This is a genomic window from Kribbella sp. NPDC054772 (genome assembly GCF_053611945.1).
Genome location: NZ_JBSHBJ010000003.1, coordinates 395,690 through 409,388, shown reverse-complemented (window position 1 = coordinate 409,388; position 13,699 = coordinate 395,690). Strand labels below are relative to the sequence as shown.

Annotated in this window: 13 protein-coding genes; 2 read left to right on the top strand and 11 right to left on the bottom strand. The window is 67.9% G+C overall.

Going from position 1 to position 13,699, the window contains the following annotated elements:
- Window positions 1-174 precede the first annotated feature (174 nt).
- From ACWGID_RS07470 to ACWGID_RS07450, 5 genes are all read right to left on the bottom strand, one after another.
- Complete coding sequence (locus tag ACWGID_RS07470) at window positions 175-747, bottom strand: vitamin K epoxide reductase family protein (RefSeq protein WP_452195399.1); 573 nt, start codon at window positions 745-747, stop codon at window positions 175-177.
- 4 nt (window positions 748-751) lie between these two features.
- The gene (locus ACWGID_RS07465) at window positions 752-1,402 is read right to left on the bottom strand and encodes a DsbA family protein (RefSeq protein ID WP_452195398.1); all 651 of its coding nucleotides are present in this window, start codon (window positions 1,400-1,402) and stop codon (window positions 752-754) included.
- A gap of 9 nt (window positions 1,403-1,411) precedes the next feature.
- Window positions 1,412-2,725: a hypothetical protein gene (locus tag ACWGID_RS07460; protein ID WP_452195396.1), complete on the bottom strand. Its 1,314-nt coding sequence runs from the start codon at window positions 2,723-2,725 to the stop codon at window positions 1,412-1,414.
- A complete protein-coding gene (locus ACWGID_RS07455; RefSeq protein WP_452195394.1) occupies window positions 2,722-3,192 on the bottom strand; it encodes a cupredoxin domain-containing protein in 471 nt (156 codons plus the stop codon). The genes ACWGID_RS07460 and ACWGID_RS07455 overlap by 4 nt, the downstream gene beginning before the upstream one ends.
- A gap of 83 nt (window positions 3,193-3,275) precedes the next feature.
- A complete protein-coding gene (locus tag ACWGID_RS07450) occupies window positions 3,276-3,668 on the bottom strand; it encodes a hypothetical protein (RefSeq protein WP_452195392.1) in 393 nt (130 codons plus the stop codon).
- A 48-nt stretch (window positions 3,669-3,716) separates the two neighbouring features.
- Between ACWGID_RS07450 and ACWGID_RS07445 the strand changes: the two genes are divergently transcribed.
- Both ACWGID_RS07445 and ACWGID_RS07440 read left to right on the top strand, forming a co-directional pair.
- Window positions 3,717-4,097: an ArsR/SmtB family transcription factor gene (locus tag ACWGID_RS07445; RefSeq protein WP_452195390.1), complete on the top strand. Its 381-nt coding sequence runs from the start codon at window positions 3,717-3,719 to the stop codon at window positions 4,095-4,097.
- Window positions 4,094-4,813: a cation diffusion facilitator family transporter gene (locus tag ACWGID_RS07440; protein WP_452195388.1), complete on the top strand. Its 720-nt coding sequence runs from the start codon at window positions 4,094-4,096 to the stop codon at window positions 4,811-4,813. The genes ACWGID_RS07445 and ACWGID_RS07440 overlap by 4 nt, the downstream gene beginning before the upstream one ends.
- Before the next feature lie 55 nt (window positions 4,814-4,868).
- Here ACWGID_RS07440 and ACWGID_RS07435 read toward each other — a convergent pair whose 3' ends face one another.
- The 6 genes from ACWGID_RS07435 to ACWGID_RS07410 all read right to left on the bottom strand — a co-directional run bounded on the left by ACWGID_RS07435 (window position 4,869) and on the right by ACWGID_RS07410 (window position 13,382).
- Window positions 4,869-6,398, bottom strand: a complete 1,530-nt coding sequence (locus tag ACWGID_RS07435; protein ID WP_452195386.1) for a hypothetical protein — start codon at window positions 6,396-6,398, stop codon at window positions 4,869-4,871.
- Window positions 6,399-6,491: 93 nt separating this feature from the next.
- Window positions 6,492-9,122 carry a family 78 glycoside hydrolase catalytic domain gene (locus tag ACWGID_RS07430; protein WP_452195384.1) on the bottom strand — a complete coding sequence of 877 codons (2,631 nt, stop codon included), beginning with the start codon at window positions 9,120-9,122 and terminating at the stop codon, window positions 6,492-6,494.
- 81 nt (window positions 9,123-9,203) lie between these two features.
- Entirely contained in the window at window positions 9,204-10,259 is a 1,056-nt protein-coding gene (locus tag ACWGID_RS07425; protein ID WP_452195613.1) for a LacI family DNA-binding transcriptional regulator, read from the bottom strand.
- Between the two features lie 41 nt (window positions 10,260-10,300).
- Window positions 10,301-11,122 (bottom strand): carbohydrate ABC transporter permease, encoded by an 822-nt coding sequence (locus ACWGID_RS07420; RefSeq protein WP_452195382.1) that lies wholly within the window; start codon window positions 11,120-11,122, stop codon window positions 10,301-10,303.
- On the bottom strand, window positions 11,119-12,057 hold the full coding sequence (locus ACWGID_RS07415) for a carbohydrate ABC transporter permease (protein WP_452195380.1): 939 nt from the start codon (window positions 12,055-12,057) through the stop codon (window positions 11,119-11,121). The genes ACWGID_RS07420 and ACWGID_RS07415 overlap by 4 nt, the downstream gene beginning before the upstream one ends.
- Window positions 12,054-13,382: an ABC transporter substrate-binding protein gene (locus tag ACWGID_RS07410; RefSeq protein ID WP_452195378.1), complete on the bottom strand. Its 1,329-nt coding sequence runs from the start codon at window positions 13,380-13,382 to the stop codon at window positions 12,054-12,056. Before ACWGID_RS07410 ends, ACWGID_RS07415 begins: the two co-directional genes overlap by 4 nt.
- Between the last annotated feature and the right edge of the window lie 317 nt (window positions 13,383-13,699).

Genomic DNA, 13,699 nt, shown 5'->3' with positions numbered 1-13,699 from the left:
CGGCCGCTCTCGCCTAGCGGGGGGGGGGGCGCCCCCCCCCCCCCCCCCGCCGCGGGCCGCGCGCGGCGCCCCCCCCCCCCCCCCCCTCTACGGCATCTGCACGGCCCTGTGGGTGACTCCCACGAGACCAGGTCACGCGAGTGACCTGGTCTGTTCGTTTTCTGGATGTGCTCGCTACAGGAGGGTGGTCCAGTAGGGCCAGAAGCGTTGGGTGATCAGCGCGAGGATGGCGACGTACCAGGAGGTCAGTAGTACGGCGTGGTAGGTCAGCCTGCGTAGGTTGTGCTGGGTTACGTAGTAGAAGATCGGGATCGTTACGGCCCAGACGATCAGGCAGTACGGGCAGAGGGCGCCGATTTGGTAGAGGCTTTGGTAGATCAGCCAGTGGACGAAGAGGACGCCGAAGGTGACGCCCAGCTGGAGGGCCGTCCAAAACCAGCGTGCGAAGGTGGCGCCGGCTAGTAGGGCGGCGCCGATTGTGGTGACGGTCGCGAAGCCTGCGATGCCTAGGAGTGGGTTGGGTACGCCGAACGCCTCGGCCTGTGGTGTGGACATCACTGAGCCGCACGACAGGACCGGGTTGATGCTGCAGGACGGCACGTACGACGGGTCGCGTAGCAGCTGCATTTTCTCGATGGTGAGAACGATCGCGGCGGCCAGCCCGGCCGCGCCACCGAGCAGCAGCAGCCAGGCCAACGACCGCGGCGCACCCCGTGCCGAGCCGGCGCGCGCCGACGTTCCGTACATCCGGTTACTCGAGGGCGGCATCGATGCTTGCAGTTAGGTCGTCGGCGGACTCGGGCTCGAGCTTCTTGCCGTTCAGGAAGAACGTCGGGGTGCCGGTGACGCCGAGCGCCTGACCGTCGGCCACGTCCTTCTTGATCCGCTCGAGCGTGGCGGGATCGTTGTAGAGCTTGTCCCACGCAGCCACATCGAGCCCGAGCGCTTCGGCGTACCCGCGGAAGCGCGCGTCCGCCGGCACCTGCTGCTCGCCCCACTCGGACTGGGTCTCGTACATCTTCTGGTACATCGCCTCGAACTTGCCCTGCGCGGCCGCTGCCTCGACGGCCCGCGCGGCGCGTTCGGCGTTGAAGTGGCTCGGGATCGGGAAGTACCGCACCACGAAGGTGACCTTCCCGGCGTAGTCCTTGCGCAGCTTCTCCACGACCGGGTACGCCGCTCTGCAGGCCTCGCACTCGAAGTCGAGGAACTCCACGAACGTCACCTTGCCGTCCGTCGCCGTCCCGAGCCGATGACTGTCCGCGCGAACCAGCTGATCCGACGACTCGGTCATGCTCGCGTTGCCGGCGTCGTCCGAGCGGTTGCTGACGGCAAGTAGTACTGCGACCACGACAGCGAACGCGGCCGCGATTCCGATCGAGATCCTGGCGTTGGTACTCATGTTCGGTCCTTACTGGGAGAAGAGCAGGAGGAGGCCGCCGGTGGTGTAGGCGACCATGACGATCAGCAGCGGGAGCTGCCCGGCGAGCGCGCGAGCACGCGGGAAGAGAGCCACCGCGCGGTCGTGGGCCGAGACGACGCCGAGCAGGTGGCCAACCACGACGGCGCCGACCTGAATGGTGGCGATCGCGCCCGAGAGGCTCACGATGTCGCTGTTCACACCGAGCAGCCCGGTGCCGAAAACGTTCGCGCCGTTGCTCAACGGGTCGCTGAGCAGGATGAGCGTGCGCTGGCCTTCGAGCCACAACAACGTGAAGTAGTGCGCCACGACGTACCCGATCACGATCGGCACCACGGAGTGCGCGAACAGGCCAGGCAATGCCGTCCGTGAACTGCCCGATAGCCGCCCGGCCAGCACGGTCGCGCTGCTGTACGTGATCAGCACGAACAAGACGAACGCGAACAGCGCGAGCGTGCCGAGCAGTGTCATCGAGCGACCCGAGTTCTGCGTCCACGCGATCCAGAACGTCGAGTTCGAGAAGCCGTCGTACGCCGTCGAGCCGAGCAACGCCGACACCAACGCCACGACGCCGGGGCGTGGAGTGAGGCTGTCGAGGTTCTCCAACGGCCGGCGTACGACGATGACGCCGTCGCGCCGGCCCCACGGGGAGAGCTTCGCGATCAGGGTCGCGTACGCCTCGAACGGGTCAGCCGCGGCGAACCACGACCGGCCGAACAGGACCGCGCCGAAGCCCATGATCACGACGTACAGCGCGAGCCAGGCCTGGACGACGACCAACGTCGCGCGATCCGGCGCGACCAGCTCGAGCCAGGCGAAGCTCAGGATGCCGCCGGCCGCGGGCCAGACACCGACGCGCGGGGACAGCGTGAACAGGCCACGATCCGGGTCCTGGCGCAACACCCTGCAGGCCAGCAGATGCAGCGTGCGCAGGGGGTTCAGCGTGCGCCAGATCGGGCCGAGGGCCAGCGACAGCGGGACCAGTCCGACCCAGACCAGGATGTAGAAGAAGCCGAAGATCGGGTTGGTCAGCCGGTCTGCGCCGAACAGTAGCGCGACACCGGCGTACCCGAAGATCGCCAGACCGACGGTCCGCACGACCCACCGGAACCAGCGCGCGTCGATCGTGCGGCCGACCGCAGCCGGGAGCGCCCGGCCGGCTGCGGCGCCGTGGTACCTCGGGCTGCGCCAGGCCAGCCCGAGTACGACGAAGGACAGTGTGATCGCGATCGCGGCGCCACCGACCGCGAGGTCGAGTGGTACCGGTAAGTCCTGGCGGCCGCCGATCCCATGGAGACCGATCACGAGACCTGGAGGCGGAACGCGAGCTTGCCGCTCTCGTGCGTCTCCACCTCGAACGATCCCTTGACGTCGGCCGTGAACTGCAGCGACACGGTCTTGCCGGGCGTCAGCTCGAGGGTCTTGTCATACCCGTGAACGTGCAGCGAGTCCGCCACGTCGCTGGTCGCGACGACGCGGACGGTCTGGCCGGCCTTGGCCTTCACCACCGTTCCACCGGTCGCCGAGATCTTGCCGCCCTTGATCGTCACCTCCGCAAGCACGTCGGCGGCAGGAGCGGTGGGCTTCACAGCAGGCGTCGAGGCTCTGGCGATCGGGGTGGACGCCGGAGCGGTCGGAGTGGACGCCGCGACGGCGCTCGGCGGTGTGGCGGTCATGCTGGACGTCGGAGCTGCGGGCGTGTTGTCTCCCCCGCAGCCGGCCAGCAACAGGCCGGCCACTGCGGTCATGACAAGGGTTCGTACGACGGACATAGGTCTCCTCTGAATGCGGCTGATTCCGGTACGGCGAAGTGGTGGCGAGCCCGGTCGGGCTGCCACTCACGACGTACGCCGGATCACGTCCGCAGTACGCAGAGTCGATTCAGAGAAGGAGCTGTCGCCCACGGCGGATCAGTCACCAACAAGCGGCCAGGCAGACGCCACAGGTCACCGATGGCATACGCGACCGACGGCCGCGCGACGAAGGCAAGCAGCAGCCCACCGAGCATGAACACCACGAACAGATGCGTGTGATGGTCCTCATCCGGAACGGCCGACGGGACCTCGCTCAGGTCCACATGCAGCGGACCGACCAGATCGGACGCAGCCGGCGCGACGACCTGCGCGACCACCAGCGGCGAGTCCACCGGCTCCGACGCGGAACTATGGAACGCCGAGACGGCGACGAGCGCAGCAACCAGCGCCAGCCCGCGCAGCATCCACCGCCGCAGCACTTCAGATCCGCCCATGGTGGCGCCCAGCGTAGCCAACAACGCCACAAGCGATATCATCGCCATATGGCGATGCCAACGAGAGATCAAGAACCACGCGTCGACGAGACCGCGGCACTGTCGGTGGCCGCCTGTCTGTTCCATGGATTCAGCGATGCGTCGCGGCTCGCGATCGTGCGACACCTGGCGCTCGGCGAGCACCGGGTGGTGGAGCTGACCGAGCACCTCGGGCTGGCCCAGTCGACGGTGTCCAAACACCTGGCCTGTCTTCGGGACTGCGGGTTGGTGGACTCCAGGCCGCAAGGCCGGGCGTCGCTGTTCCGGCTGACGCACCCGGAAGCCACCCTGGACCTGCTGTCTTCTGCCGAGCAACTCCTCGGGCTCACCGGTGATGCCGTCGCGCTCTGCCCGGTCTACGGAATCGCCGCCCAGGAGGACCAGTCGTGAGCGACTCACAGAACCCGACCGGCCACCTTCAGATCGAGCCGCTGAGCACCTGGACCGCCGACCCGGAACAGCGACGGAAGCTGAGCCGCCGGGCACAGTTGCTGGCCGGCGCATCGGTCACCTACAACGTCGTCGAGGCGATCGTCGCCATCTCCGCCGGTGCGGCCGCCGGTTCGGTCGCGCTGGTCGGCTTCGGCCTGGACTCGGTCGTGGAGGTGTCCAGCGGTCTGATCATCCTGTGGCAGTTCCGCCATCGCCTGCCGGAGACCCGCGAGCGTCAGGCGCTGCGGCTGCTGGCGTTCTCGTTCTTCGGCTTGGCCGCGTACGTGACCTTCGAGTCGCTGCGGTCGCTCATCATCGGTAGCCACGCTGAAACGTCTCCCGTCGGCATCGGCCTCGCGATCGCCTCGCTGGTCGTGATGCCGTTCCTGTCCTGGGCACAACGCCGTACCGGCAAGGCTCTTGGCTCGAACGCGGTGGTTGCTGACGGCACCCAAACGCTGCTGTGCACCTACTTGTCCGCGGTGCTTCTCGTCGGCCTCGTGCTCAACGCGACCCTCGGCTGGAGCTGGGCCGACCCGATCGCCGGCCTCGTCATCGCCGCGGTCGCCGTCCGCGAAGGCCTCGAAGCCTGGCAGGGCAAGGGCTGCTGCGCCCCCACCGCCGGCCAGAACACCTGCGGGTGCACCGACGGGACCTGCACGGACGGCTGCTGACGGCATACCGCGGCCCCGGAGCCGGGGCCGGGGCCGCGATATCAGTGAGTGGACCTCAGCCGACCTTGACGAAGATCGGGTTCGAGTAGAACCACAGGTCGTCCCACGGGCTTTCCTTGCCGTCGGCGGCCGGCTCGGCCTCGTCGGTGCTGGTGCCGCGGACGCGGAGGTAGCTGCTGGCGGTGACGTCGCGCAGGGTGTGGCGGATGACGTACTCGCCACCGACCCGGCGGAAGTCGCTCTTGCCGTAGCGGGCGACCACCTTGGTCGTCGGGTTCGTCGCAGCGTCGCGGTCGGACACCGGACCGGTGATCTCGCCGACGATCAGGTCGACCCGGTTGACCTCGGGCCGGTCCCCGTTAGCGTTCTGCCCGGCGAGCGGCCGGAACCGGAGCTCGACGGTGACGTCGTTGGTACGGCGATCCGTCACCGTGAGCTGCTGCCCGACAGTGGCGACCTGGCGTCCGTTCGCCGCGGCGAGGTCGAGACCGGTGACGAGATCCCCCGTCGTGACGAAGATCCGCCCGGTCCGCAGACCGTCCATGACGTCGGCGTAGTCCTGACGGGCGTTCACGTAGGTCTTCGAGTACTCGCCCGGCCAGAAGTCCGAACCGCCACGAGTCCAGTGCACGTGCGAGTCCGAGGTCGCGGTGATCCACCACTTGCGGCCCTCCCCCAGCAAGGAGTCCCACAAGCCGCCGACGATGGCGGTCATCTGGTCGTAGCCGCCGTGCGTCGGGTAGCTGCCGTAGCCGCCACGAGCCCCACCGTTCAACGGCCCGGCCTGGTGGCCCGGCGCGCCTTCGAAGCCGACGTACACGTCCGGCGCGGTGTCCTGGTTGTTCCGGAACTCGTGCGGAGTGTCCTGACCCCAGACGCCCAGCCCGGTCGCCGACCGTGCGGCGTGGTGGGCGATCACCAGCGGCTTGGCGCTCAGGTTCTTGGCGTAGTTGAGGAACTCGACCATCTTCGACTCGGTGTCGCGCGAGGGGTCGGCCAGGAACGGATCGTTCTTCGCGAACCGCGACTCCAGGTCGTACAGCAGCTGCGCCTCGTTGTCGCGGCGCGGAATCATCAGCGTGTGATGGTCCATCGCCGGCGCGTCGAACTCCATCCCCCAGAACTGCAGAACCTCGGGAACCAGCCGACGCGACTTCAGCAGATCGGGGTACGCCAGCTCGAGGTTCACCTTGGAGTGCGTCGGACCACCGTGGTCGGTGCACATCACCCAGGACAGCCCGAAGCTCTTCGCCATGATCGCGTTGGTGACGATCGGGTACACCGCGTCCGCGCCCTTGGTGAACACCGGCGGGTTCTTCGTGGTGTCGAACCGGCCGGAGTACTCCGAGTGGATGTGATGATCGCCCGCCCGCCAGGTCCGGCCACGACCCGCCCCGCCGGGCTGGGTCCCGTACGACGCCTCCGCAGCGAACGCCGTACCAGGAAGAGCCGTCGCCGCGGCCAACGTCGCACCGACGCCGCCGACCTTCATCAACTGCCGGCGCGAAAGACCGGTCGCAGCACCGTCGGCGGGGTCAGCCGCATCGAAATCGACGTGCTCGTGGGTGTGATCATGATCGTGCATGCAGCTCTCCTACGCAGACGGACGGGATGCCCGCCATCCCAGCCAGCACGGGTGAACGCCGCCCGAACGACGCCCAGCCACAACCCGAACGCCTTACCAGCACAAAGGGCGCACGACGCTGAAGTGCCCTGGCGACACAGTTGCTTTCTCACGATCCGGGAAGACCACGTCTGCAGTGGAACCGGGCGGCACGTCGACGGTGAGCTGGAACTTGTCGTTCTCGATCTGCCACGCGACCTCGATGGTCCCCTGAGGGCTCTCGAAACGACCTCGTGCCCAAGGGATGTCGGGATGTGGCAACGGCGCGACCACGAACGACTCCCACCCAACCGATCCGGCGGCCTGCCGTAAGCCGAGTACGTGCGTGTGCAGGAAGTGGACGACAGCGCCCTTGCTGTAATGGTTGAGGGAGTCGTGCGGGTTCCCCTCGTCGTCGACGCCGTCCCAGTCCTCCCAGATCGTCGTCGCGCCGCGGTCCAGCATCCCCAACCAGGACGGGGATGTCCGCTGGAACAACAGGTCGTACGCGATATCGGCGTACCCGTTGTCCGCGAGCACGGGCAGTAGCTCGCCGGTAGACAGGAAGCCGGTTCCGAGATGGTTGCCCGCGGCCCGGATCAGCTCGGCGAGCCGGCGTACGGCGACCTCGTGCAACTGCGGCGGCACCAGGCCGAACGCCAGTGCGCGCACGTAGCCCGCCTGGGTGTCACCGGTCGTCCGGCCGGAACGGTCGAGGAACTCTGTGCGCCAGGCGTCGCGCACCTGATCCGCGATCTCGGCGTACCGGGCAGCCTCGGAGGATCGGCCCAGGATCTCCGCGATCCGCGCGAGGGAGGCACTGGATCGGTAGAGGTACGCCGTCCCGACCTCGCCCTTGTCGGACTCGTGCCACGCCGCCCACCCGGCCGGATCGCTCAGCGGCGGATCGATGTTCGGCTCCGCCCACTCTCCCCAGTGATACGTACCGTCCCAGATGAACCGCTCGTGCGGCAGCGGTACGGCGGATCGCTGGGCGCGCGACGGATGCCGATGCTCTCGGGCGGCGTCGAGTGCCCACTCCACCCAGCGCACCATCGCATCCCAGTTCTCGGCCAGCACCTCGCGGTCGCCGTACGTCTCGTACAGCTCCAGCGGTACCGCGACGATCGCGTCGCCCCACCCGGCCGATCCGGTGGACTTGGCCAACCGGTCTTCGAGGTTCAGCTTGGTACGCCTGCCGTCGGGCGAGAAGTTCGCGATCCGGCCGTCGGGCAGTTGGTCGTCGCGGACCGAGCGCAGCCACTTCCGGCTGAATCCATGGACGTCGTACAGCCGCGCCGCAGCGGGTGCGAAGACTTGGTAGTCGCCGGTCCAGCCGAGGCGCTCCCGCGTCGGGCAGTCGGTGGGTACGTCGACCGCGTTGCCACGGAAGCTCCAGACCGCCGCGTCGTGCAGACGGTTGAGGTCAGCGTTGCCGCACTCGAACGTCGCGGTCCGGGTGAGATCCGAGTGCACCACGTGCATCGTCACACTGGCTGGGTCGATCGCGGCACCGTCTCGCCGCAAGCGGACGTACTGGAACCCATGGACAGTGTGTCGCGGCTCGAAGACCTCCCCCGCACCGGCAGAGACGACCTCATCGCGTTGCACGAACGGCACGTACAGCTGCCCTGGGAGCACGGAGTCGAGGTGGTCGGTACTCAGGTCGCCGTCCGGTCCGACGAATTCGCCGTGGTCGATGACCGTGCGGGTGCCGGCCGGACCGAGGTCGCCGAGCGAGATCCAGCCCGAGGCGTTCTGGCCGAAGTCCGCGACCCAGGTCCCGGCGTCGACCTGCCGCAGCGACGCGGGCGGGCGGGACTCGATGCGTCGTACCGGTGGCGCGGGCGACCAGTCGATGCGGGGCGCGGTGACCCGGTCGACCAGGACCGCGTCACGTCGACCGGACCGGGCCACGAGATCGACCGACTGACCGTCCATCAGGTCGGCGCGGGTGATTGTCGATCGGGAGCTCGTCCACTCCTCGCCACTGCGAATCACGGAGCGCGTGCCGTCTCGGTGCCACACGTGGAGCTCCAGCTTGGCCGCGGTCGTCGTACCCCATCCGGAGGGCAGGCGGAAGCCGCCGGTCTTGCCGCGATACCAACCGTCGGACAGCAGGACCTCGAGTTCGTTGCCGCCTCGGCGCAGCGAGTCCGTGACGTCCATCGCCTGCGCGTAGAGCGTGTGGTCGTACGACGTCGAGCCGGGCGTGAGCTCCGCGGTACCGGCACGACGCCCGTTCACGAACGCCTCGTAGACGCCGAGCGCAGTGGCGTAAAGCCGTGCGGACGCCACGTCGGACGTCAGATCGAAGCGGGTCGACAACGCGTAGGCGGGCCGGTTGCCGTACCCCTCGTCGGCCCTCTCGAACGGAGAAACCCAGCGCGCGGTCCAGTCGTCGTCGAGGAGTCCGACCTCGAACCCGTTCGGCTCGGACCAGCCCGAGAAGCCCCGGTCGCCACGCACCCGGACGCGCCACGTCACACGCTGGCAGCTCTGGAGCGGCGCCCACGGCCAGGGGACGAAGAGGTGCGCTGTCGACGTTCGGGTAACGCGGGCGAGCGGCGTACCGTCAACAGTCGCATCGAGCTCGTACGCCGCTTGCTCGGACGGCACCCGCCACGAGAGCCGCGGCGTCCGCCCGGACACGGTGAACTGATCGCCACCACTGTCGATCCGCAGCCGGTCAGGGGTTCGACTCATGTGTTCCTCACTCTGTGCGCAGGCATGCTTCGAAGACCCGGCCGCCATCGACCGAGTCGCGTTCTGGAGATGCTGCTGCCGTCAGCGTCGAGGTCGACGCGCAGATGTCTTGCGAGATGCTGTGCTGGCGCGAATGACCAGCTGATGCGGCAGGACTGTTCTCCGCGCTGCTGTCTCGCCGTTGACTTGCAGCATGAGCTGCGCGACGGCTTGTCGTCCGTACTCGGCGTCGTCGACCCTGACGGTTGTCAGCGGGGGTCGGAAATAGTCCGAACCCGGCGCATCGTCGTACCCCGCGACGCTGACATCTTCCGGAACCCTCAGGCCGGACTCGATCAGTCCGTAAACGACTCCGAGGGCCATCTCGTCGTTGGCCGCGAAGATCGCTGTCACGGACGGGTCCTGAGCAAGCCGTCGACCGGCCTCGTAACCGGATCCAGCGGTCCAGTCGCCGGCCAACGGTTCCGGCAGGTCCGCGCCGGCCCGACGCAGCGCGCGCTCCCAGCCGGTTCGGCGGAGCTGGCTGGAGATCCAGTTGAGCGGACCGGCAACATGGTGGACGGTCGAGTGCCCGAGCGACAGCAGATGATCGACGACATCCCCGGCCGCCTGCGCCGCGTCGGCATGGACAGCAGGACCGTCGTACTCCGGAACCTCACTGGTGGACAGCAACGGCAACGAGGTGTCCAGTCCCCGGAGGGTCTTCGCGGCGGAGTCCCACGGGGCCATGAAGATCACGCCGTCACAGCCGGCCCGGGCCAGTCGGTCGATGCCGTCCTGAACAGTCGCTCGATCGAAGTTCCCGAACGTGGCGACGCTGACGCCGAGGCCGAGCTCGGCAGCGGCCTGTTCGACACCGATCATGATCGAGATCGCGCCCAGGCCCATCTGCCGGTCGGTCAGCTGATGGGTGAGCAGTCCGACGCTGAGCCCGCGCCCCGAGGTCAACGCCCGGGCGATCGGGTCCGGCCGATAGCCGAGAGTCTTGATCACGCGCCGAACTCGAGCCGCCGTCCGGGCGTTCACGTTCTCGCCCCCACGGGCGACCCGGGACGCCGTCTGCCGGGAGACCCCCGCCGCACGGGCGACGTCGGTGAGCGTGGCCCGCACCACCGGACCTCGTTTCTCGGACGGCACCTCGTTCAACTCTTCCCCGCCTCCCTCCGGATCATGGCAGCCTACTTGACCGCTCCGCTGCTGATACCTTGCACGACCTGCCGCTGCGCGAAGACGTAGAACACAACCACCGGCAGCACCGAGATCGCGGTCGCGGCCAGCAGGATGTTCTGGACCGGTGTCTCCGCCGACACGAAGTTCATCAGTCCACGCTGCACCGGCATCAACGCGTCGTCGTCGAACAACACCAGCGCCAGCAGGTACTCGTTCCACACCGACAGTCCCTGGATCACCGCGACCGCGATCAGACCTGGGCGCGCCAGCGGCAGGATCACCCGGGCGAACGTGTTCAACGACGAACTGCCGTCGATCGCGGCCGCCTCCTCCAGGTCCTTGGGCAGATTCGCGAAGAAGCCACGCATGATCAACGAGGAGATCGGGATGCCGGCGGCAATCAGGATCAGCACGTAGCCGATCCGGCTGTTCGTCAGCCCGAGCGTGACCATCAGCTTGTACTGCGCGATGAACGACGCCGGCGCCGGGATGATCATCACCGCGAGCAGGCCGAACGTGACGGCCGACTTGCCCCGGAACTCGATCCGGGCCAGCACGTAGCCGGCCATGCTCGACACGAGCAGGATCCCGGCGACGGCCGACACCGTGTAGATCACGCTGTTGGGCAGATAGGTGCCGAGATCACCGTCGGCCCAGGCCGTCACGTAGTTGGACCACTGCGGTTTCGCCGGCAGCAGATGCTTGCCGCGGTACAGCTCACTGCTCGTCTGCAACGACCCGATCAGCAGCCAGAGCATCGGGAACAGCGCCCCGATCGCGGCGACCGTCAGCAACCCGTACAGGCCGCCCCTGCCGACCAGACTCTTCATTTCCGCCTCCGAGACAGCCAGAGATGCAGCATCGCCAGCAGGACCAGGGCACCACCGAAGATCACCGACATCGCCGCCGCCGATCCGAAGCGCTGGTTCGTGAACGCCTCCTGGTAGATCCGCAGCGTCGGCACCATCGTGTGGTTGCCGGGGCCACCGTTCGTCAGTACCTGCACGGTGCCGAACACCTGTAACGCCCCGAGCAGTGTCAGGAGCGACACGATCGCCGTCACGGGCAAGAGGTCAGGCCAGGTGACGTACCGGAACTTCGCCCAAGCGCGGGCACCGTCCAGGCTCGCCGCTTCGTACAGCTGCACCGGCACGTCCTGAAGGCCGGCCAGGTAGAGGATGAAGCCGAATCCCCAGTGGTACCAGAGGAACACGGCCGCCACCGCGGGCAACGCCGTACCGGGATCCTCGAGCCAGTTGTGCTGCAGGCCGGACGCTCCGACGGAGCCGAGGAGACGATTCAGGATCCCCGCCTTCGGGGCGAGCAGCCAGGAGAACATCATGCCGATGACCACGACCGAGAACACGCCGGGCAGGTAGAACGCCGTACGGAAGAACGCCTTCCCGCGACGGACCTTGTTCACCGCGATCGCCATCCCCAGCGACAGCGCGTTGCCGAGGACGAAGCCGACGACACCGAAGATCAGTACGTTGCGCATCGACGACCAGAAGACCGTGTCGTGCAGCACGAACGTGTAGTTGACCAGACCCACGAACGGTGCCGACGTACTGACGCCGTCCCACTGCTGGAAGCTCAGCACGATGGCCTGCCCGAACGGTACGAGGGTGAAGATCCCCAGCAGCAGTACGGCCGGCAGGAGGAAGGCGTACGCCATCAACTCCCGGCGCCGCGCGAGCGGACCACGACGCCGGGTTCTCGGGCGCGCTCGGGCCAGTTCGGCCGCCTCGAGCGGACGGACGGTCACTTCGCCCTCTTCTGCGCCGTCTCCATGTCACCGAGCACCTGGTCGACGGTCTTCTCCTTCAGTACCAGGCTCTGTACGCCGCTGATCAACGCCGTCCGGGCATCGGTGTTGAACGGCGACGGAGTGATCTCGATCGCGTTCACCAGGGACGCGAAGCCGGCCACCTGCGGCGGCAGGTCAGCGGCGGTCACCTTCGGGTTCGCCGGGATCAGGCCGACCATGTCGACGAACACCTTCGCCTGCTCGGGCTCGGTCAGCCACTGCACGAACTTCACCGCCGCGTCGACGTTCTTCCCCTTCGGGTTGATGCACGCACCCTTGCCGACCCCGCCGTACACCCGCGGCTTCTGCGTGGCGCCGGCCGCCTTCGGAATCCCCATCGACACGTACTCCGTGAAGTCCGGCGCGGTCGCCCGCGCGACACCGATCGCGACCGACGCGTCGAAGATCGCCGGGGTGTCCTGGACGTTGAAGAAACCCTTCTCCACCGTCGGATTGTCGTCATTGCCGCCGGGCAGGGTCTTGTTGACGATGACTCCCGCGTCCCGCAGTTCCGCCAGCAACTGCAGGCCCTTGCGCCAGCCGTCAGCCTTCCAACTCGCCTTGCCCGCCAGCGTCGCGTCGATCTCCGCGTCGGTCAGCCAGTTGGACGCATGGCTCAGCAGGAACCGGTCGGCCAAGGACGCCGCCATCAGGAACGCGCCGTTGCCGCTCTTGGCGGAGACCTTCTTCAATTGCTCGATCCACGCCTCGGTCGTGGCCGGCGGAGTCTTCGGATCGACACCGGCGTCCTCGAACGTCTTCGTGTTCAGCAGCAAGCCCATGGTCTGGATCTCCCAGTGGGCGGAGTAGATACCGGCCTCCAGTCCGGCGACCGTGCCGGCCTTCACGGTGGTCAGGTCCAGCGCGATCGGCGCGAAGTTGTCCTTCCACTCGCCGGTCAGCTTCGGCTGCAGGTTCATCGCCCAGCCGGCCTTGTAGTACGGGAGCATCTCCGGCAGCGTCAGCGTCGAGTAGATGTCGGGCATGTCGCCGGACTGCGACTTCGCCTGCAGCTTCGCCGGGAAGTTCGTCGGCCCGGGGCTGTCGATCGTCACCCGGACGCCGGTCTGCTGCTGATAGGTCTCGACCAGCTTGTCGAGCGCCTTGGCCTGGCCGCGGGACTGGTTCATGAACGTCAGCGACGCCGAACTGCCGCCGGCTCCCGCTGAATCCTTGCTGCAACCGGTCAGCACCGGACCTGAGAACGCGGCGCCGGCGGACACGGCGGCCAGACCGAGCAATCGGCGACGCGACAGACCGCTTCCTACGCCTGGTGTGGGCATTGGCTTTCCTTCCTCGCCGAACGGCAGAGACAGAGGTTCCCGCCGCGGTCCCCCGAACCGCGCGGAAACAACTGCGCGACGCTGCCTCCACGGACGCTGATTCGCCGCGCGCAGCCTCGCTGTTACCGGTAACATCTTGTTACCGGTAACAATCACTGTCAACACCTCACCCTGACCGAAACCGGTCGGTACGCGTGCGTCGACGGGGCGGGGGGGGGGGGGCCCCCGCCGCGCCGGGGGGTGGCCCCCAAGGTTTGGTTGATGTTGGGGGCGGGGCGGGGGTGCGGGGAGCCGCGGGGCAGGGGGGGGGCCGCGGG

Coding starts and splice junctions, on each gene's coding strand:
- ACWGID_RS07465 (WP_452195398.1), bottom strand. CDS start 1,402: ATGAGTACCAACGCCAGGATCTCGATCGGAATCGCGGCCGCGTTCGCT.
- ACWGID_RS07470 (WP_452195399.1), bottom strand. CDS start 747: ATGTACGGAACGTCGGCGCGCGCCGGCTCGGCACGGGGTGCGCCGCGG.
- ACWGID_RS07450 (WP_452195392.1), bottom strand. CDS start 3,668: ATGGGCGGATCTGAAGTGCTGCGGCGGTGGATGCTGCGCGGGCTGGCG.
- ACWGID_RS07430 (WP_452195384.1), bottom strand. CDS start 9,122: ATGAGTCGAACCCCTGACCGGCTGCGGATCGACAGTGGTGGCGATCAG.
- ACWGID_RS07455 (WP_452195394.1), bottom strand. CDS start 3,192: ATGTCCGTCGTACGAACCCTTGTCATGACCGCAGTGGCCGGCCTGTTG.
- ACWGID_RS07445 (WP_452195390.1), top strand. CDS start 3,717: ATGGCGATGCCAACGAGAGATCAAGAACCACGCGTCGACGAGACCGCG.
- ACWGID_RS07435 (WP_452195386.1), bottom strand. CDS start 6,398: ATGCACGATCATGATCACACCCACGAGCACGTCGATTTCGATGCGGCT.
- ACWGID_RS07410 (WP_452195378.1), bottom strand. CDS start 13,382: ATGCCCACACCAGGCGTAGGAAGCGGTCTGTCGCGTCGCCGATTGCTC.
- ACWGID_RS07420 (WP_452195382.1), bottom strand. CDS start 11,122: ATGAAGAGTCTGGTCGGCAGGGGCGGCCTGTACGGGTTGCTGACGGTC.